The sequence below is a fragment of the Anaeromicropila herbilytica genome (genome assembly GCF_016591975.1).
GTDB classification, from domain to species: Bacteria; Bacillota; Clostridia; order Lachnospirales; family Lachnospiraceae; genus Anaeromicropila; species Anaeromicropila herbilytica.
In genome coordinates, this window is the sequence record NZ_AP024169.1 from 2,172,588 (window position 1) to 2,192,322 (window position 19,735).

15 protein-coding genes are annotated in these 19,735 nt (G+C 33.4%); 11 read left to right on the forward strand and 4 right to left on the reverse strand.

Translation table 11 applies throughout. The features are described from left to right. The first annotated feature begins 381 nt into the window (after positions 1-381). The 4 genes from bsdtb5_RS09210 (at position 382) to bsdtb5_RS21925 (ending at position 7,648) form a co-directional block, all read left to right on the forward strand. A complete protein-coding gene (locus bsdtb5_RS09210) occupies positions 382-3,132 on the forward strand; it encodes a glycoside hydrolase family 48 protein (RefSeq protein ID WP_330611989.1) in 2,751 nt (916 codons plus the stop codon). 192 nt (positions 3,133-3,324) lie between these two features. Continuing rightward, positions 3,325-6,288 carry a glycoside hydrolase family 9 protein gene (locus bsdtb5_RS09220; RefSeq protein ID WP_330611990.1) on the forward strand — a complete coding sequence of 988 codons (2,964 nt, stop codon included), beginning with the start codon at positions 3,325-3,327 and terminating at the stop codon, positions 6,286-6,288. A 491-nt stretch (positions 6,289-6,779) separates the two neighbouring features. Further along, complete coding sequence (locus bsdtb5_RS09230) at positions 6,780-7,469, forward strand: polysaccharide deacetylase family protein (protein WP_271715725.1); 690 nt, start codon at positions 6,780-6,782, stop codon at positions 7,467-7,469. A 23-nt stretch (positions 7,470-7,492) separates the two neighbouring features. Beyond that, positions 7,493-7,648: a GNAT family N-acetyltransferase gene (locus bsdtb5_RS21925; protein WP_408628623.1), complete on the forward strand. Its 156-nt coding sequence runs from the start codon at positions 7,493-7,495 to the stop codon at positions 7,646-7,648. Positions 7,649-7,865: 217 nt separating this feature from the next. Here the strand turns inward: bsdtb5_RS21925 and bsdtb5_RS09235 are convergent, their stop codons facing one another. From bsdtb5_RS09235 to bsdtb5_RS09245, 3 genes are all read right to left on the reverse strand, one after another. Beyond that, positions 7,866-8,354, reverse strand: a complete 489-nt coding sequence (locus bsdtb5_RS09235; protein ID WP_271715726.1) for a hypothetical protein — start codon at positions 8,352-8,354, stop codon at positions 7,866-7,868. A 193-nt stretch (positions 8,355-8,547) separates the two neighbouring features. Beyond that, positions 8,548-9,051: a hypothetical protein gene (locus tag bsdtb5_RS09240; RefSeq protein WP_271715727.1), complete on the reverse strand. Its 504-nt coding sequence runs from the start codon at positions 9,049-9,051 to the stop codon at positions 8,548-8,550. An 87-nt stretch (positions 9,052-9,138) separates the two neighbouring features. Next, positions 9,139-9,828, reverse strand: a complete 690-nt coding sequence (locus bsdtb5_RS09245) for a Crp/Fnr family transcriptional regulator (RefSeq protein ID WP_271715728.1) — start codon at positions 9,826-9,828, stop codon at positions 9,139-9,141. 197 nt (positions 9,829-10,025) lie between these two features. On the opposite strand from bsdtb5_RS09245, the gene hcp reads away from it, so the two are divergent. The 6 genes from hcp to bsdtb5_RS09275 all read left to right on the forward strand — a co-directional run bounded on the left by hcp (position 10,026) and on the right by bsdtb5_RS09275 (position 15,389). Beyond that, positions 10,026-11,663 (forward strand): hydroxylamine reductase, encoded by a 1,638-nt coding sequence (gene hcp, locus bsdtb5_RS09250; protein WP_271715729.1) that lies wholly within the window; start codon positions 10,026-10,028, stop codon positions 11,661-11,663. 430 nt (positions 11,664-12,093) lie between these two features. Next, positions 12,094-12,354 (forward strand): autorepressor SdpR family transcription factor, encoded by a 261-nt coding sequence (locus tag bsdtb5_RS09255; RefSeq protein WP_271715730.1) that lies wholly within the window; start codon positions 12,094-12,096, stop codon positions 12,352-12,354. Between the two features lies 1 nt (position 12,355). Beyond that, a complete protein-coding gene (locus bsdtb5_RS09260; RefSeq protein ID WP_271715731.1) occupies positions 12,356-12,961 on the forward strand; it encodes an SdpI family protein in 606 nt (201 codons plus the stop codon). 156 nt (positions 12,962-13,117) lie between these two features. Then, positions 13,118-13,741 (forward strand): TetR/AcrR family transcriptional regulator, encoded by a 624-nt coding sequence (locus bsdtb5_RS09265; RefSeq protein ID WP_271715732.1) that lies wholly within the window; start codon positions 13,118-13,120, stop codon positions 13,739-13,741. A gap of 118 nt (positions 13,742-13,859) precedes the next feature. After that, positions 13,860-14,336, forward strand: coding sequence for a flavodoxin domain-containing protein (locus tag bsdtb5_RS09270; protein ID WP_271715733.1), 477 nt, complete (start codon positions 13,860-13,862; stop codon positions 14,334-14,336). A gap of 174 nt (positions 14,337-14,510) precedes the next feature. Further along, positions 14,511-15,389 carry a hypothetical protein gene (locus bsdtb5_RS09275; protein ID WP_271715734.1) on the forward strand — a complete coding sequence of 293 codons (879 nt, stop codon included), beginning with the start codon at positions 14,511-14,513 and terminating at the stop codon, positions 15,387-15,389. Between the two features lie 133 nt (positions 15,390-15,522). On the opposite strand, the gene bsdtb5_RS09280 is transcribed toward bsdtb5_RS09275, so the two are convergent. Beyond that, entirely contained in the window at positions 15,523-17,610 is a 2,088-nt protein-coding gene (locus bsdtb5_RS09280; protein ID WP_271715735.1) for a methyl-accepting chemotaxis protein, read from the reverse strand. Positions 17,611-17,843: 233 nt separating this feature from the next. On the opposite strand from bsdtb5_RS09280, the gene bsdtb5_RS09285 reads away from it, so the two are divergent. Continuing rightward, positions 17,844-19,541: an ABC transporter ATP-binding protein gene (locus bsdtb5_RS09285; protein ID WP_271715736.1), complete on the forward strand. Its 1,698-nt coding sequence runs from the start codon at positions 17,844-17,846 to the stop codon at positions 19,539-19,541. Positions 19,542-19,735 lie beyond the last annotated feature (194 nt).

Here is a 19,735-nt window from a genome sequence, read left to right on the forward strand (position 1 = left end):
TGATGTAGTGAAAATACTACATCACCATTTTTGATTAAATTCAACAAAAAAAGTAATTCGTTATATTAATAACATAGTCATTTTAATAACGATATAAAAAGTTTATTTAATGAATAAATAAAAGATTGACAATAAATGGAAGTTATGTTAACATAATATTGTGAAATAAATACAAACAGTGCGGTTTACATCTAGTAATCATATTATGAGGCATAAGTCAAAGAGTTACGATATAGGGGAGACTATCAGTTAACTCTTTTTTCAATTGGGAAACAATTCAGTAGAAGGTATAAGAAAGGAGGACACGCTTGGGGTGATACGGGCTGAATTGAGGGATTGAAGAAAAGGCTAATTGTTAGATAATAAAGGGAGGTTATTAGTATGTTAAGTAAAAGCTTTAGAAGTAAGGTTGCATTATTTGCAGCGGTTTCAATGGTATTTACTACACCATTAAAACCAATGAACACTTTTGCGGCGACTGGGGAGAATGACGCTTATGCAGCAACTGAGGTTACAGATACTTATAAAAGTAGATTTATGGAGATGTGGAATGAACTTCATGATACAAGTAATGGCTATTTTAGTAAGGAAGGTATTCCGTATCACTCAGTTGAGACCTTGATTGTAGAAGCTCCAGATTATGGACATGTTACTACAAGTGAGGCTCTAAGCTACTATATGTGGTTAGAAGCTATGTACGGAAAATTTACGGGGAATTTTACAAACTTTGAAAAAGCATGGGATACAACAGAGACATATATGATTCCAGGTGCTAAGGATCAGCCGAATACAAGTATGTCTAAGTATAATGCAAGTAAACCAGCTACTTATGCGCCTGAGTACGATACAATGGATGAATATCCAGCTAAATTGGATTTTAATTCTCCAGTAGGTACTGATCCAATAAGTAGTGATTTAACCTCTACTTATGGAACCAGCATGATGTATGGTATGCATTGGTTACTAGATGTTGATAACTGGTATGGCTATGGAGTGAGAGAAGATGGAACTTCTGCACCATCGTTTATCAATACATTCCAAAGAGGAAGACAAGAATCTACGTGGGAAGCTATTCCACAACCTTGTTGGGATCAAATGAAGTACGGTGGTAAAAATGGATATTTAGATCTATTTACCGGAGATAAACAATACTCAGCACAATTTAAGTATACAGATGCATCAGACGCAGATGCGCGTGCTGTACAAGCTACTTATTGGGCAAATGAATGGGCCAAAGAGTATGGAGTAGATATAAGTAATGATGTAAGTAAAGCAACAAAGATGGGAGATTACTTACGTTACGCAATGTTTGACAAATACTTTAAACAAATTGGTAACTCCTCAAAAGCAGGTACTGGATATGATTCAGCACACTATCTATTATCTTGGTATTATGCTTGGGGCGGTGGAATTACAGCAGACTGGGCTTGGAAGATTGGTAGTAGTCATAATCATTTTGGATATCAGAACCCAATGGCTGCTTGGATCTTATCTGCAAATGATGAATACAAACCAGCTTCTAAAAATGGTGCATCTGATTGGGCTACAAGCTTAGATAGACAATTGGAATTCTATCAATGGCTTCAATCTAGTGAAGGAGCAATAGCAGGTGGAGCAACAAATTCCTATAATGGACGTTATGATACTGCACCAGCAGGAACTTCAACATTCTATGGTATGCCATATCAAGAACATCCTGTATATGCTGACCCAGGAAGCAATGAATGGTTTGGATGGCAGGCATGGTCTATGCAACGTGTTGCTGAATACTACTATAAGACAAATGATGCAAGAGCAAAAGCTATTCTTGATAAATGGGTAAGTTGGGTTGAATCTGTAGTTAAATTGAATGAGGATGGAACATTTGCAGTACCAAGTAATCTTAACTGGTCTGGTCAACCAGATACTTGGACAGGCTCATCAACTGGTAACACGAATCTCCATGTATCTGTTAGAGACTATGGTACTGATTTAGGTGCAACAGCATCTTTAGCAAATGCATTATTATACTATAGTAAAGCAGCTAATGATGACACTTCACGTGTTCTTGCCAAAGAATTATTAGACCGTATGTGGAATCTATACAGAGATGATAAAGGTTTATCAGCACCAGAAGCTAGAGCAGATTATAGTCGTTTCTTTGATCAAACATTAACGGTACCAAAGGGATGGACAGGTACTATGCCTAATGGAGATGTTCTTAAAGAAGGTGCTAAATTCTTAGATATTCGTACAAAATATCTACAAGATCCAGATTATACAAAAGTATTAGCTGCATATCAAAATAAAACAGCACCAGTATTCAATTACCACCGTTTCTGGGCTCAATGCGATATTGCTATTGCAAATGGATTATATTCTGTTCTATATAATACAGAAGTACAAAATAATTCTGAGATTACACCTACAACAGCTACATTCGATAAGAGTGCAGAAAAACAAGCAGATGTATCAGTTACAATGAAATTAAATAATAATACATTAACTCAAATCAAAAATGGTACGGATGTGTTAGTAGCAGGTACTGATTATACGGTAACTGATAACAACGTAGTAATTTCAAAAGATTACTTAGCAAAACAAGAGATTGGAAGCGTTCGTTTAACCTTTGATTTTAGTGAAGGTGTTGATCGTGTACTTGTTGTTACTGTAACAGATTCATCTGTGCCGGTTCTATCAGGTAATATTAAAGTTCAAATGTTTAACGGAAGTACAGCAGCTTCTACGAATGGTATAGCACCAAAATTCAAGATCTATAATACTGGTACATCCGATATTAAGCTTTCAGATGTAAAAGTACGTTACTACTATACAATCGATGGTGATCAAGGTCAGAACTTCTGGTGTGACTGGGCTAGTATTGGAAGTGGTAATGTAACAGGCGCATTCACGAAACTTGCTACAGCTAAGACATCTGCTGATTATTATTTAGAAGTTGGATTCACGAGTGCAGCAGGCAATCTTGCAGCAGGTCAATCCATTGATGTACAAGTAAGAATATCAAAAGCAGATTGGTCAAATTATACTCAGACTGGAGACTATTCTTTTGATGGTTCGAGTACTAATTATGTAGATACAAGCAAAGTAACAGGTTATATTTCCAATATTCTAGCTTGGGGTATCGAACCATAATTTAATACAGTTATAAAATTAATTTTTATTCTTCTTCCTTTTTTAGCACCGTTACTTCAAAGTGGCGGTGCGATTATAAAAGTAAAAGTCTGTAATTGAGTTACAGACATGGACACTAGTGTATTGAAAATCTCGTATAGGAGCATACGAGATTCTCAAAAGAAGTTAAAAGTTGAAAGGTGGAGTATAAATATGAAAAAGATATGGAGCATTCTATTGGTCGTAAGTATGGTTGTTTCGTTACTGCCATCCAAACTTGTAAGTGCAGCAAGTGGGGATGCAACGTTTAACTATGGGGAAGCTTTACAAAAAGCCATTATGTTCTATGAATTTCAACGTTCTGGTGATTTGCCAGATAATAAAAGGGATAACTGGAGAGCCGATTCGGGCTTAACAGATGGATCGGATGTAGGTCTTGATCTTACTGGTGGATGGTATGATGCAGGTGATCATGTGAAATTTAATTTACCAATGGCTTATACACAGACAATGCTTGCTTGGTCGGTATACGAAGACAGGGATGCATTAGAAGAAAGTGGTCAATTAAGTTATATGCTAGATGATATTAAATGGGTAAGTGATTACCTGATGAAATGTCATCCAGAACCAAATGTATTCTATTATCAAGTAGGTGATGGTGGATTAGACCACTCTTGGTGGGGACCTGCTGAGGTAATGCAGATGAAACGTCCTTCCTACAAAGTGGATTTGTCTAACCCAGGATCAGCTGTAGTTGGTGAAGCAGCAGCAGCTTTAGCTTCTGCAAGTGTCATATTTAAAGATACAGATCCAACATACGCAGCAACTTGTTTAAAGCATGCAAAAGAGTTATTTACATTTGCTGATACTACAAAAAGTGATAAAGGTTATACAGCTGCTGATGGCTATTATAATTCGTGGAGCGGATTCTACGATGAATTGTCATGGTCAGGAGTATGGCTATATATCGCTACTGGAGATAAAGCTTATTTAAATAAAGCTGAAGGTTATGTAGCAAATTGGGGAACGGAACCTCAGTCAACTACGATATCCTATAAGTGGGCTCAGAACTGGGATGATGTTCATAATGGCGCTTGCTTACTGTTAGCTGAATTAACAAATAAAGCAATCTACAAAGATGCGATAGAGATGCATCTTGATTATTGGACTACAGGATATAATGGAAATAGAGTTAACTATACTCCAAAAGGACTTGCTTGGTTAAGTGAGTGGGGATCGTTAAGATATGCTACTACGACTGCATTTTTAGCAGGAGTATATTCAGATTGGTCGGGATGTACTGCAAGTAAAGTAGATACTTATCGTAACTTTGCAAAACAACAGATTAACTATGCATTAGGAAGTACAGGTAGAAGCTTTGAAGTTGGATTCGGAACCAACTCTCCTGAACATCCACATCATCGTACAGCACATAGCTCTTGGGCAGATAGTCAAACAGTTCCAACCAATCATAGACATACCATTTATGGTGCATTAGTTGGTGGACCTGGAAAAGATGATAGCTATACAGACTCAATTGCTAATTATGTTAATAATGAGATTGCTTGCGATTACAATGCTGGATTTGTAGGTGCCTTAACTAAAATGTATAAATGGTATGGTGGAACACCAATTGCTAATTTTACAGCAATCGAAGAAAAGACGAATGATGAGTTCTTTGTAGAAGCTGGAGTAAATGCAACAGGACCTAATTTTATTGAAATTAAAGCGTTACTTAATAATCGTTCTGGATGGCCAGCAAAAGTAGGAGATAAATTATCTTTTAAATACTTTATTGATATTTCAGAAGCAGTTAAGAATGGTTATACAGCTAGTGATCTTACAATTTCTACTAACTATAACTCCGGTGCAACTGTATCTAAATTATTACCTTGGGATGAAGCTAATAATATATATTATGTTAATGTAGATTTTACTGGTACAAAGATATATCCAGGTGGACAATCTGCATATCGTAAGGAGATACAATTTAGAATTGCAGGACCAATAAGTACAAGTTTCTGGGATAATAAGAATGATTTCTCCTTTACTGATATTAGTAACGTATCAAGCGGAAACGTAGTTAAGACTACTTATATTCCAGTATATGATGCTGGAGTAAAAGTATATGGTAACGAACCTGGAACTGCTGAACCTAGTTCAACTATCTCAAAGACAACAGCTACATTTGATAAATATGCTTCGAATCAAGAAGATATTTCATTAGATATTGCATTAAATGGTAATACATTCAATGGTATTAAAAATGGTACGGTTTCTTTAGTAAAAGGTACGGATTACACAGTTACAGGTGATGTAGTAACAATTCTTAAGAGTTATTTAGAAAAACAAGAGGTAGGAACTACTCGTCTTACTTTTGACTTTAGTGGAGGAGCTGATCCAACATTAGTAGTTACTATAACAGATACAACTCCAAGTGCTTCAATTAATCCTACTACAGTAACATTTGATAAGAATCCTGAGAAACTACAAGATGTATCTATTACAGTTACTCCAAATGGTTATACCTTAGATTCAGTTAAGAATGGTACAGCAAGTCTAGTATTAGGTACAGATTATATAGTATCAGATAATACCGTAATCTTATCAAAAGATTACTTGGCTCAACAAGCTACTGGAAAACTGAACCTTAACTTCGACTTTAGTGGAGGTAATGATTCAACTTTAACTATAACGATTATTGATTCTTCCGTGGTAGTAGCTGGTAATCTAAGAGTACAAATGTTTAACGGTAATACTGCAAGCTCAACGAATGGCATTGCACCTAAGATCAAATTATACAATACTGGTACAACAGATATTAATTTATCAGATTGTAAATTACGTTATTATTACACAATCGATGGAGAAAAGGATCAGAGCTTCTGGTGTGACTGGTCTTCTACAGGAAGTGGTAATGTAACTGGTACTTTTGTTAAGATGAATACAGTGAAAGAAGGAGCTGATAATTATTTAGAGATTGGATTTACTACAGCAGCTGGAACTCTAGCAGCAGGACAATCCATTGAGATTCAAGCAAGATTCTCAAAAGCAGACTGGACGAATTATACCCAGACTGGAGATTATTCTTTTGATGGAACAAGTACTAATTATGTTGATGCAACAAAGGTAACAGCATATGTATTAGGAAGTCTTGTATGGGGAATTGAGCCATAAGGAATGTAAAAATATATAGTAAAGGAGCTAAGTATCTAAGATAATAATATTTACATAAGATTTAGAAAAGGCAACTACACGTTAATTAACATGTAGTTGCCTTTTTAAGAAAGTTGACTATAACCTGTTCATAACCTTGCCTGGCAATTTACACAAAACAGAAAAAGTGAATGCGCCTTTGAACCTGTATTAGAAGTTCTTGTTCTCAGCTCATTTTGTGTTATATACTCAAACAGACCTGTTTGAGCGAAGCGAGTTGTCTGTTTGAGTATATGCTTAACACGAAATGAACTGAGAATTAGAACTTCTTATACATGTTCAATGAAGCATGAACTTTTCTGTTTTGTGCAAATTGCCTCGACTACCTAAATAACAGGTTATAAACCGTTAATTAGAAATATTACTAGCACTTTCAATGAATTTGTTGTATAATATTGTTAATATTTACTAAGGGGAGTAGTATTTTTTAAAACTAGAAAAGAGGTAGGAAAATGGCTTTTAAAGATGGAAAAATGAAAGCGGTAACATTTAGCTATGACGATGGTATTTATCAAGACAAGAGATTAGTGGAACTTCTGAATCGTTATCAATTAAAATGTACATTTAATCTCAATTCAGGTATACAATCCGAAGAGAGTAATTGGGAAGATCACGGGATTCATATCAAACGTATGGAGAAAGATAATTTAAAAGAATTATACCAAGGTCATGAGATTGCAGTACATGGGTTAACGCATGCTTCCCTAGTAGGTCTTACCGAGGAACAGATGAATTATGAAATTGATGAAGATAAAAAGAATCTAGAGCAGTTTTTTGGACAAAAGATGGTTGGAATGGCTTATGCATATGGAACTTATAATGACGAAGTAGTTGATATGTTAAGACGAAATGGTATTCAATATGCAAGAACCGTTGAATCAACCAATAATTTTGAATTACAGTCAGATCTGCTACGTTTTAAACCAACTTGCCACCATAATGAAAAGGAACTCTTTACACTGGCAGAGAGATTTCTACAGATGGAGCCAGAAACACCACAGATATTCTATATTTGGGGACATAGCTATGAATTTGATGTAGACAATAATTGGGAAATTATTGAGGAATTCTTTAAATTGATAAGCGGTAGAGATGATATTTATTATGGAACAAATAGTGAGGTATTGTTAGCGAAGCATTAGTAACATTCTGTGAAGAGAACGCTATAAAGCTTGGCTATCACGAAGTATACCTTTGGACATTTGAGAAGAATAGTAATGCTAGAGTATTCTATGAGAAGCTTGGTTACATATATGATGGAACTGAAAATATAATAGAGCCTCTTAATGCAAAAGAGATTCGATACATTAAGAAATTGTAGCAGAAACATGTAGCAAGAGTTGAGTGAAGCGTAAAATAAGCATAGTTATTGTACGATGCAATATATAATGAATATAAACTAAACATAATAATATTTAAGTATAATAAAAAGACGAACATTAGATTATTTATAACATCTAGTAGTTCGTCTTTTTATTATTAGGAGAGCACCGCACTTTATGTATAACCTCTAGAATACGAATCCTTGGCCATATCACTTAACAAAGTACAACAACTTCAGTCGGAACAATTCGAGTCAGTCTATTTCTGGTGGTGCATGTATATACGACGACAAGATTTCGATTACCGAGATTACCGATAAACTCCTGAGCATTTGTTAATAAAATTAGTGTATCCGTACTAAGGTTCAATTGTATCGTTCTATTTTGATTCACAAGATTGCTGTTAAAAAAGTCAACGATAACATTTTCATATCTCGATTGAATTGCAATTACGATTGCGCAAAAAGCTGGTGTGAGAGAATCTTGTTGCCTAGCGGATCTAGGATCATAGAAACAATCTACACAATCACCTTCGTGAACCGTTACGTGATTCAGAAAATAAGTATTTGGAGTTACAATAAAAAGAAGTGTCCTATCGTTATTATCAGTAATTGAAAATAACAAGTTACAGCTTGTATCTCGTCTATTATTTGAAAAACGCTCTATATTTACAACTCTACCGCTAAATGAACTGAAATTTGTCATACATATCCTCGATAACATTCTTTATAAATAGCATATGCAAAACATGCAAAAAGTGGGATTACTTTTTATCAAAAATACATATTTATTTTAAAATGAAAGTAAAATTCAGTGTTTATTATAAAAGGAAAATTAGAAAGAGGAGATTCTAATTTTCCTTGCATTAAGATTTCAAATAAAATTTTTTTCTTGATAATCACTTAGTTGGATTATAACATAGTACAATGACTTGCAATGGTGTTGTCTGGGCTGGGATACTTCTTGTAGTAATATCGTAGAGTACAGCTAGATTATGATTTCCAGGACTTCCACTAAAGAGTTGATCATTAGTTAACATCACAATTGTTTCAGGTCCTATATTTAACTGCAGAGTTCGAGTTCGATTGGTCAATCGTTTATTAAAGAAATCAACAGCAATACTATAAGAATCAGATACAATTCCAATTACAACTGCCCTAAATTGAGGTGGATAAATCATTGGAGCAGGTAAACTCGTATCATAGAATGCAACTACAATATCACCAACCTGAACGGTTACATGATTGATAAAATAGGTTTCTGTGGTCACAACAAAATTGAAAATTGCACCTTCGCGGTTCACAACAGAGATTAATTTAGTACAGCCACTTTCAGCTTTAGAGCTGGTATAAAAATCTTCAATACTATTGATTCGCCCTTCGAAAGAAGTAAAAGTTGCCATATAGTATATCCTCCGATAAATTCTTTCTATATAGCATATGCAAGAATTAATATAGTGCTAATTGATTCAGTAAAACGTTCTTTCATATTACATTAAGCATTCCTTTAATTTATCCAAAGATAGAATCTTGAAGGAATTTTGATAATAATCTAAGATCTCATCATCTTTCATTCTAGCTAATTCTCTGCACATTGAAGTACGGGATACGTTTAAGAATTCTGCAAGTTCATTGCGATTTGGAACAATATGGAAAGTTAATGTATTCCTTTCCGTATACTCATTTAATAAGAAAGCAGCAATCTTTTCGCGCATTCCTTTTAAAGTAAGTAATTCTATCTTATTATTAAGGCTAAAATTCTTTTCACCTAGAATCATCATCATATTCTGAATAATCTGAACATGGAATCCACATGCATTTTTACAGCTTTTTACGATATGTTCATAAGGAATGAATAGAAGTTTTGAGTTCTCTTTTACACGAATTGTAACAGGCGAGATTCTCTTCGTAGTACATACAATTCCTTCTGCAAAGATCTGACCAGGACTTAAGAAGGCCATAATATGCCTGCTTCCAGCAGGATTCTCCTTGATAATCTCAGCAGAACCAGTCAGTAGTATACCAACGTAATTAACTGTGTTTCCAGCAAAGAATACATATTCATCGCTGCGATAGTTTTTGGTAGATGCGGCTAGACATTCTAAGAGATGAGAGAGGTCACCCTCCTTTATATTTCGAAATAGTGCGCATTTTTGTAGTAGTGGATAATATTCTTCCATAAATCCTCCTTTGTTTCATCTCCTATATATCATAGTATTAGATCATTTCAAGAATCTACTAACTATATAGACAGGAAATTGAATTACAAATTAATTGATAAAATTTATTTCTTTGTAGCTACAGCTACAGTAATATGAGCTTTATTATATTATACTTAGCCTATCAAATCAAGCACAACTAAAAAGGAGATAGATAAATGGATAACAAAATGTTTTGTTTTCAATGTCAAGAAACAGCGGGATGTGTAGGCTGTACAAGTTTTGGAGTATGTGGTAAATCACCTGAATTAGCAAAGATTCAAGATTTACTAATCTATGTAACAAAAGGCTTAAGTAATGTAACAACTACTTTAAGAGAAGAAGGTAAAAGTGTATCAAAAGAAGTAAATAACTACATTACCTTAAATCTATTTACTACAATTACAAATGCTAACTTTGATGATGAAATCTTCTATAAGAGAGTAGCAGAAACATTAGCAATTAAAAATAAATTAGTAGCAGAAGTAAGTGACCAAAGTAAACTTCATAGTGCAGCACTTTGGAATGCAGATACGAAAGAAGAATTCGATAAAAAAGCAATTACAGTTGGTGTTCTTGCAACTGAAAATGAAGATGTTAGAAGTCTTAGAGAATTAATTACTTATGGATTAAAAGGTCTATCAGCATATGTAAAACATGCAAATGAATTAGGACATGATAATGAAGAAGTTAATGCATTCATGCAAAAAGCATTAGCAAAGACATTAGATGATTCCTTAACAGCAGATGAATTAGTAGCACTTACTCTTGAAACAGGTAAAGTAGGGGTAGATGGTATGGCATTATTAGATACTGCTAATACTTCTTCATACGGTAATCCAGAGATTACAAAAGTAAATATTGGTGTAGGAAATAAACCTGGTATCCTTATTTCTGGACATGATCTTAAAGATTTAGAACAATTATTAGAGCAAACAAAAGGAACTGGAGTAGATGTTTATACACATTCAGAAATGTTACCAGCTCATTACTACCCAGAATTCAAGAAATATGATAACTTCGTAGGAAACTATGGTAATGCATGGTGGAAACAAAAAGAAGAATTCGAAAGCTTTAATGGACCTATCCTTATGACGACTAACTGTATCGTTCCACCAAAGGATACTTATAAGAATCGTTTATTTACAACAGGAACTTCTGGTATGACAGGATGTACTCATATTGAAAAAGATGAAAACGGTAAGAAAGATTTCTCTGCAATTATCGAAATGGCTAAGTCATGTCCAGCTCCTACTCAAATTGAAGAAGGAGAAATCATTGGTGGATTTGCTCATAATCAAGTATTAGCATTAGCTGATCAAGTAGTAGAAGCAGTTAAGACTGGTGCTATCAAGAAATTCTTCGTAATGGCTGGTTGTGACGGACGTCAAAAATCAAGAAGTTACTATACTGATTTTGCAGCAGCTCTTCCAAAAGATACTGTAATTCTTACAGCTGGATGTGCTAAATACAAATATAATAAGTTAGAACTTGGTGATATCAATGGTATTCCAAGAGTATTAGATGCAGGACAATGTAATGATTCTTACTCATTAGCATTAATCGCATTAAAATTACAAGAAGTATTTGGTCTAGAAGATATCAACGAATTACCAATCGCTTTCAACATCGCTTGGTATGAGCAAAAAGCGGTAATCGTTCTTCTATCTTTATTACACTTAGGTGTAAAGAACATTCACCTTGGACCAACACTTCCAGCATTCCTTTCTCCAAATGTTGTTAAAGTATTAGTAGATAACTTTGGTATCGGCGGAATTACAAATGTTGAAGATGACATGAAGATGTTCTTACAATAATTCCACATCTCCCTCTCTATGAAATGTAAAATAGAGATTAATGTAAGGAATAGTTATAAATAAATTTTGCAAGAAGCTACAAGCTTAGGTAATTTATACCTATTGCTTGTAGCTTTTAATTTATAGGAAATTTCATCGAATTTTCTATAAATTAAAAAGCACTCCGTGCAGGATGCACACAAGTGCGAAGGAAAGATGTCGCTAATGCGACCGCGCTTGGCGCGAGAGTTTGCATTGCAAACTCTTTGTTCTATTTGTATAAAGATTGTTTTGGCTGATTGAATTATCTTTGATAGTATCTAGTAAATTTAAGAAAGTAAAATTTATTAAATATAAATATCTATTAATGTATTGACAAAAGTTCTCAGTTGGTATACTATTTAACTAATTAGTTAACTAATTAAATTAGTTGAAAGAAAGGAGAATCAAAATGGCAAATGTATTTAAAGCTTTAGGGGATCCTACTCGTCGTGAAATACTAAAGTTACTGAATGAGAGGGATATGAATGCAGGAGAGATTGCAGAGCGTTTTGATATGTCTAAGCCAGCTATAACAAAGCATTTAGATATATTAAGAGAAGCAGAATTGATATCATCAGAGAAAAAAGGGCTATTTGTTATATATTCCATCAATGTTACTGTCTTGCAAGAAGCTTTAAGTAATTTTATTTCCATATTTGATAAAAAGTAATATGAGAAGAAATAATAAAGTGTTTGATCTAGTAATATGTGCTCTTTCATTTGTAATCTTGGGAATTGGCTTTTTTGCTCCAGAAAAGAAATTGAGCTTATGCATTTCTGGACTAATCGTGTATGTGCTATTAATCATGATACACATTTATGCTCCAAAGATTGCACATCTTTCAGAAGATAATCCAAAAGTAAAGACAATGAGGAGATTTAACTTTTTCCTGATGGTATTCTTGCCTCTAGCTTTTACCACTTTAAATTGGATATCGGTATCTAATATCCATTATCAGAAAAATGAGGAGTTCTTTGAATTAATCATGTGCGTGGCGTTAATTGTTGTCTTTGGAAATATAGCTCCTAAAATCCCATTCAATCGATACATGGGGTTAAGATTACCTTGGACTGTTCGTGATGAAATGACTTGGAAAGCAGCACATAAACTTCTGGGGATTATTACATTTCCAATTGCATTTATAATAGTAATTGGTAGTCTTATGGTAAGTCCAAAAGATTTCATGATTGGTGGCTTAATCGCGTGGATAGTAATACCTAGCACCTATTCATTGTATTATTATTGTAAAGAAAAAAGTAAGAGAGAAAACTATTAATATGGATGGTCAAGAAGTACTAATATACAGTATTTCTTGACCATCTTTCTGTATGCAAAATGATTTCTATTGACAGTTAGTAATAAAAGGTATATTATAATAGAACGGTGTTCTATAAAAGAACACAGTTCTATAAAAGAAAATGAAGGTGTACCAATGACTGTAAAGAATAGAAGAGAACGTGAAAAGGAAGAAATGAGAGAACTTATTCTAAGTACGGCAAGTGATCTTATTGCGATTGAAGGTCTGGAGAAGTTATCAATTAGAAAAATTGCCAGCGAAATTGAATATGCACCATCTGTTATTTATCATTATTTCAAAGATAAAGAAGAAATATTAAATATTATTATGCAAAGAGGATATAGTAAAATAACCTCAGCTGTTGGAAATGCTTTAGTGGAGCCAGATTCACCAGAAGAGAAATTGAAGAAAATTACAAGAGAATATATTGAAGTTGCACTTAGTATGCCAGATCAATTTCTTGTTGTGCAATTAAACGGATCACCAGAGGTGTTAAAGCATACAGGCTTTTTATTTCAAGGAGCATCAAAAGAAAAACCTGCTCTTGCAACATTATATGAATGTCTGAAAGAACTGTATCAGGATAAAGAGGTGGAGGAAGACACGATTGAATTAACAGCTCAGATAATTGCAGCCTCCACCTTAGGATTAATCATTAAACTAATTAAGGAAAAAGATATTAGTGACGAACAAAGAGAAAGATTAATTAATTTTTATACCAATGAAATTGTGTTAAGAGTTGTAGTATCGATAAAATAAGTATTAAGTATAAAAGTTGGTTAGGGTATCAAAGCTAAAGAAAATCTAAAATACATGAGATTAAAAATATAAGACCAATATGTATATTAAAAAGTAAAGGAAAGGTATGGTGAGTAGAATGAATACATTAATCGTTTATGCAAGCAAACATGGAACTACTAAGAAGTGTGCAGACCTATTAGCAAAGCAATTAGTTGGTAATGTAGAGTTAGTGAATCTTAATAAGGCCTATTCAATTACTACTTGGAATTATGACACGGTTATTCTTGGTGGCTCAATCTATGCGGGAAGAATTAGAAAAGAAATATCTGATTTCTGTACTAAAAATATGAAAGAACTGAAAAATGTAAGAGTTGGTTTATTTATATGTGCTATGAGTGAGGGAGAAGAAGCAGTTAAGCTGATAGAACAGAACTTTCAAGAAGAACTAAGGAATAGAGCAATTGCTAAAGAGTCATTTGGTGGTGAATTCTTAATGGAGCAGATGAATTTTCTGGAGAGATTTATTATAAAAAAGATCTCGAAAGTAACAACCAATCAATCTAATATACGAGAAGATAATATTAAGAAATTTGCTGATGAAGTGAATTCATAGTGTGCATAAAAGCTTAGGGCTACTGAATGGAGAGTAGTGTAAAGAAATACAATTTCACACGTTGATTTTAGATGTGCAAGCAAGTCACAGATATGTAGGTTAGTAGGAATAAAACATTTCACCGTATCACACCTTTGATTTGTACATCGCCAAAGGCGACAGATGGGAGCTAGTATGAAAAACGACAAAACGATAAGAAACTTAATTTTATGTATTGCATTTCTATCTATTATAGCTTCTGCAATAGGAATTTTTTCAAAAGGAGGGCCTGGTGTCAATGAGATTACATCATTCCGTGGTGAAACGATAAAACTACATGGCATTGGATTATACAAAAATGATTCTGTCTCAGTAGCTGCGCAAGGAATTGCACAGGATATTGTAACATTATTTGTTGGAGTCCCTCTGTTATTGTTAGCATTATACTTTACAGGAAAAGGATTTTTAAAGGCGAGATTATTACTTACGGGTACACTTGGATACTTTTTATATACTTATATATCTTATGTTTTTCTATGGATGTATAATCCATTGTTTATAGTATACGTAGTTCTCATGTCCACAAGTTTCTTTGCCTTTACATTGTCGATCTTAAGTATAGATATGGATAGACTAAGTACTTCTTTTGATAAAAAGTTACCAGTTAAATTTCTAGGTGGTTTTCAAATATTCTTGGCTGTAGCATTATGTATGATGTGGTTAGGAAAAATAGCACCAACGATAATGAATAATAGAGTACCAGTTGGTTTAGAACACTATACTACTTTAGTTATCCAAGGATTGGATCTAGGATTTATCGTACCAATTGCGTTCCTATCGGGAGTATTCTTAATGAAAAGAAGACCAATTGGCTATTTACTTTCATCGGTTGTTATTATGAAAGGTTTTACCATGGGTATTGCAATTACAGCGATGATAATCGGTCAGTATATAGCAGGGGTTAAGATGGGACTAGCGAGTGTTGTAATATTCTTAATCTTTAGCTTATTCGTATGTTTTTGTATGGTGATTTTATTAAAGAATATAAAGGAAGACCAAAAGATTATTCAATAGTATATTATACTTGATCAATTGGTCATAACAATATATAAATATAAAAAGAGTATCACATAATATTTCTTTTGTGATACTCTTTTTTTGCGCCTTCAATTCTATTTATTCATAGTATTAAGAAGAGATGCTTACTTTAAATCTTGAACTTAGAGATCTGATTCGTCAATTCATCAGCGCTTTTCTTCGTTTCTAATACTTTATCCATAACATCAGCAGAATTCATATTAGCCTCAGTAACTCTACTAGCTATATCGGTTGTTCCGGTAGCACTTTCATTAGCAGCAATTGCTACACCATTGATAGCGGAAGTAATATTCTCCATGGAAGCCAGTAATTCTTCTGCAGTAGCACTGAACTCAGTCACTAAATCATCAACAAATCTTGCATCATCACTATACTTATCGGCAACCTCTAGCATGTTGGCATAGTCATTATGCACATTATTTGTAATAAAGGCCAATAAATGATTCGAACTGTTTGATAAATGAGTAACAGAAGAGGTTACTTTATTGGTTACATCCTGAATCTTCATTACAGCAGATTTGGATTGTTCTGCGAGTTGTCTAATTTCATCAGCTACTACGGAGAAACCACGACCAGATTCGCCTGCTCTGGCTGCCTCGATTGCTGCATTTAAAGCTAGGAGATTGGTTTGTTCTGTGATTTCCATAATGGATTCCGTTAGTATATTAATTTGCTCAACAACTTTAGAATCATTGATTGCCTGTTCCACATCTTTTTTCGTATCATTAAATAAGTTTGAAGTATTATTTTGAGCAGTATGAATGTTTTCTTTGGTAGATTCTGCTCTAATATTAATATCTTTTGCAGCTATTGCACCTTGTTCAGATCTACTGGCAATACTTTGAATCGCATTTCTTATTTCTTCTGAGGTTAATGCCATTTGCTCGGTTGATGCAGCGCTCTCTTCGGTACATGCAGCCATTTCTTCGGTTGTTGCAGATACATTTTCTAGGTTATCTGTTAAGTTACTAATATTATGAATAACACCCTCAACTTTTTTATCAATAAGATTTGCTTCTTCTGATATGGTTGAAACTAAATTTTTTAAGGAATTCTTCATTTCTTGAATGCCATTTGCAATAATGCCTATTTCATCTTTTCTAGCTAATGATTTAGAATCGACATCAATAAGAAAATTACCTTTTGATATCTCACTAAGATATTCAGAAGATTTTTTGATAGGATTAGCAATTCGTTTTGCAATTACTGATATTATGATAAATGATACTGTGATAGAAATAATTGATAATACAATACCAAAATACCAAGTGTTTGTAATGAATTGCATTACATCGGCTTTATTTTCTACTGTTATTACAGCCCAGTTATCGGATGTGCCTGGTAAAGAGATACTGTGATAAGCACTAATAACATTTACACCATTGTTATCTTTATAGCTGGCAGAACCAGCTTTACCTTGAAGTGCTAGGGTTGTAATATGTTGAAGAGTAGACGGAACTTTGATTTTTTTCTCTATGGTTAATTGATTGCCTGCTTCATCTGTAAGAACATTGCCAGAGGAGTCTTTCTTTAGTTCTGTTTTTTTGGCAGTCTTATAGTTATATAATTCAGATATTTGCTTTGAGTCTGGATGCGCAATTACAACGCCTTCACCATCAACAATAAATGCATATTTACTACCTTTACTATATTTCTTAATCTTTTCTTGTAGGTCAGATAGTTTGATATCTGCGCCCATAACTCCAACAAAATTGTTTGAACTATCATTTATTGGCATTGCAATTGTAGTTACAGGAGTGTTACTAGAAAGTGAGTAGTATGATTTGCTAACGAAAGAAGTCTTCTCATCTTTTACTTTTTGGAACCACCAACGATTCGAACGGTCACCTAAATCACCACTGGTTTTCGCTGTTTGCATTCCACTAGGATTCTCGATATGTAGAAGATCAAAGTAGGAATTTTTTGCAATAACATTCATTAGAACTTGCTTTTGTTTTATAGGATCAAAACTAATTACTTCATTATTTAATGCTAACTGCTCCGTAATTGCATATCCTTTTTCAATAAATGTTGTAACTTGGTCGGAAAGAGATTCGGCTTGTACACGATTGTTATGATTTAACTCTTTCTCATATTTGTCTTTCATATAAATACTATTTGCCAGCATGTACACAAGGATTGGAACCACTACTAGCACAAGCGTATTTACAATTAATTTATTTTTAATTGATTTCATATTTATACATCCTCCTTGGTATAATTTAGTAATATGATTATATCATACAAAAAATGTTATTTATATTGGCAATATTGACATATTTCGACTTTAAAGGTATTATATTACTAAATTATCTATGGAGGAATGTAAAATGTCAGTACAATTATACTTCTAATTTTTTATATTTTTAAAAGAGGGCATCTCGGATGCTTTTATTTTGATACAAAAATATAAAAATTTTGGAGGATATTATGTTAAGACATTTTTTATGCGATAAGAAGGCGCTCTTTGCGTTCTTACTGATTGTTCCTTTTTCTGCAGCTGCATCAACTATATTTGCACTGTCTCTTGGACCCGTTATTAATACTGCAATACAGAGTAATACACAAGATTTATTTAAGAATTCGGTGATAGGAATCATCACTGCCTTTGTTGATATGTTATGTTTACTTTTACTTAAGAAAAGTAGAGGGTATCTTATTTATAAATTTGTTGTCAGCCTAAAGAACCAACTTTTTGAGGATATTTTAAAGAAAAATATCGCAGATTATGAGAAGGACAGGACAGCTTATTATATGACGATGTTAACAAATGATGTGGATCGTATCAGGGGATCATATGTGTTTAGTATTCTTGGATTATATGGAGTGACATGGTGCTTTCTTATTTCATTTATTACAGTGTTAAGAATTAATCCTTATATTACTATTCTTCTGATTATAATTGGAATAATGACATTAATTGTTCCTTCTTCCTTTGAGAAAAGGCTGGTTGCTAAGCAAAATAAACAATCTGAGTATTCAGAAGTATATATGAAGAAGATGAAAGATTATCTAAATGGATTTGGTGTAATTAAGAATCATGGGATGGAACATAAGATACATAAAACATATAAAGAAGTAACGGATAGGGCAGAACATGCTACTTATTGTAGTAATTATTATAGTTTTAAGATTGCGTGGATCTCGATGAATTTTTCATCAATGATGTATGTATTTACTTTAATTGTTGGTGCTTATCTAGCAATTAAGGGAAAGATGTCAGTCGGATTAATCATTTCCTTATCTCAGGTTGTTGGTGGAGTAGTAGCTCCTTTTGAAGAAGTTCCGCAGTATATTGCTGAATTGAAAGGAATGAAAGGGATTGTTCAGAAATTAAAAAGAGTCAATGTTACAAAGATACAAGATTGTCAAAGTGTAGATTCATTTGAGAAAATAGTACTTAAGAATGTTAATTTTTCATATGATAATTCCAATATGGTCTTACAAGATATTAATCTTGAGTTAAAAAGAAATAAAAAATACGCGATTGTGGGTAATAGTGGAAGTGGAAAAAGTACACTTGCCAAACTAATTGCTGGAATCTATCAAATAAAAGAAGCTGAGAATATAGACGGAATTGATGGAAACATATTCTTTAATAAGACGCCAATGGAGAATGTAAACGAACAATCCATGATAGAGTTGATCTCTTATATGAGTCAAGACACATTTTTATTTGATGAATCGGTAATGTTTAATATCGATTTACTTCAAGGACTTAAAGAAAGTCAACTGACCGAGATGCTAGGAAAAGTTCGATTGATTTGTGATGATAAAGATGCGCAATCCTTTTTATATAGTCAAGTCGGGGAAAATGGGAATTCTTTATCTGGAGGACAGAAGCAAAGGATAGGAATTGCAAGAGAACTACTCCATAAGAAACAAGTGCTTATTTTTGATGAATTTACTTCAAGTTTAGATAATATAAATGCTACAGCATTGGAAGATATGATCATGAACTTGAAGGAAACTTGTATTATGGTTACTCATAGATTAAATTCATCGATGTTAAAGAGATGTGATGAAATATTAGTGATGAATGAGGGAAAAATCGTAGAACGTGGAACATTTGAAACGCTTATGGATAGCGGTAGTGAGTTTCTTAGACTGTATGGTGGTTTGAAATAGTTACTTAGTAGTAAATGCATTCATAAATATTGAGATAAGGAAAAGGGTATTGATGAAACGAAATATTTTATCAATACCCTTTTTATTTTGAAATCATTATCTATTTGGGCATAAAAAAAGTTGTCAGAATTGTCTGACAACTTTCAACTATTTTTAGGTAATTTACATTTTTAATCATATCATAATTAAAATAA

Excerpts from the sequence above, each read along its gene's own strand:
- bsdtb5_RS09210 (WP_330611989.1), top strand. The coding sequence starts at position 382 with ATGTTAAGTAAAAGCTTTAGAAGTAAGGTTGCATTATTTGCAGCGGTT.
- bsdtb5_RS09220 (WP_330611990.1), top strand. The coding sequence starts at position 3,325 with ATGAAAAAGATATGGAGCATTCTATTGGTCGTAAGTATGGTTGTTTCG.
- bsdtb5_RS09230 (WP_271715725.1), top strand. The coding sequence starts at position 6,780 with ATGGCTTTTAAAGATGGAAAAATGAAAGCGGTAACATTTAGCTATGAC.
- bsdtb5_RS09235 (WP_271715726.1), bottom strand. The coding sequence starts at position 8,354 with ATGACAAATTTCAGTTCATTTAGCGGTAGAGTTGTAAATATAGAGCGT.
- bsdtb5_RS09240 (WP_271715727.1), bottom strand. The coding sequence starts at position 9,051 with ATGGCAACTTTTACTTCTTTCGAAGGGCGAATCAATAGTATTGAAGAT.
- bsdtb5_RS09245 (WP_271715728.1), bottom strand. The coding sequence starts at position 9,828 with ATGGAAGAATATTATCCACTACTACAAAAATGCGCACTATTTCGAAAT.
- hcp (WP_271715729.1), top strand. The coding sequence starts at position 10,026 with ATGGATAACAAAATGTTTTGTTTTCAATGTCAAGAAACAGCGGGATGT.
- bsdtb5_RS09255 (WP_271715730.1), top strand. The coding sequence starts at position 12,094 with ATGGCAAATGTATTTAAAGCTTTAGGGGATCCTACTCGTCGTGAAATA.
- bsdtb5_RS09260 (WP_271715731.1), top strand. The coding sequence starts at position 12,356 with ATGAGAAGAAATAATAAAGTGTTTGATCTAGTAATATGTGCTCTTTCA.
- bsdtb5_RS09265 (WP_271715732.1), top strand. The coding sequence starts at position 13,118 with ATGACTGTAAAGAATAGAAGAGAACGTGAAAAGGAAGAAATGAGAGAA.
- bsdtb5_RS09270 (WP_271715733.1), top strand. The coding sequence starts at position 13,860 with ATGAATACATTAATCGTTTATGCAAGCAAACATGGAACTACTAAGAAG.
- bsdtb5_RS09275 (WP_271715734.1), top strand. The coding sequence starts at position 14,511 with ATGAAAAACGACAAAACGATAAGAAACTTAATTTTATGTATTGCATTT.
- bsdtb5_RS09280 (WP_271715735.1), bottom strand. The coding sequence starts at position 17,610 with ATGAAATCAATTAAAAATAAATTAATTGTAAATACGCTTGTGCTAGTA.
- bsdtb5_RS09285 (WP_271715736.1), top strand. The coding sequence starts at position 17,844 with ATGTTAAGACATTTTTTATGCGATAAGAAGGCGCTCTTTGCGTTCTTA.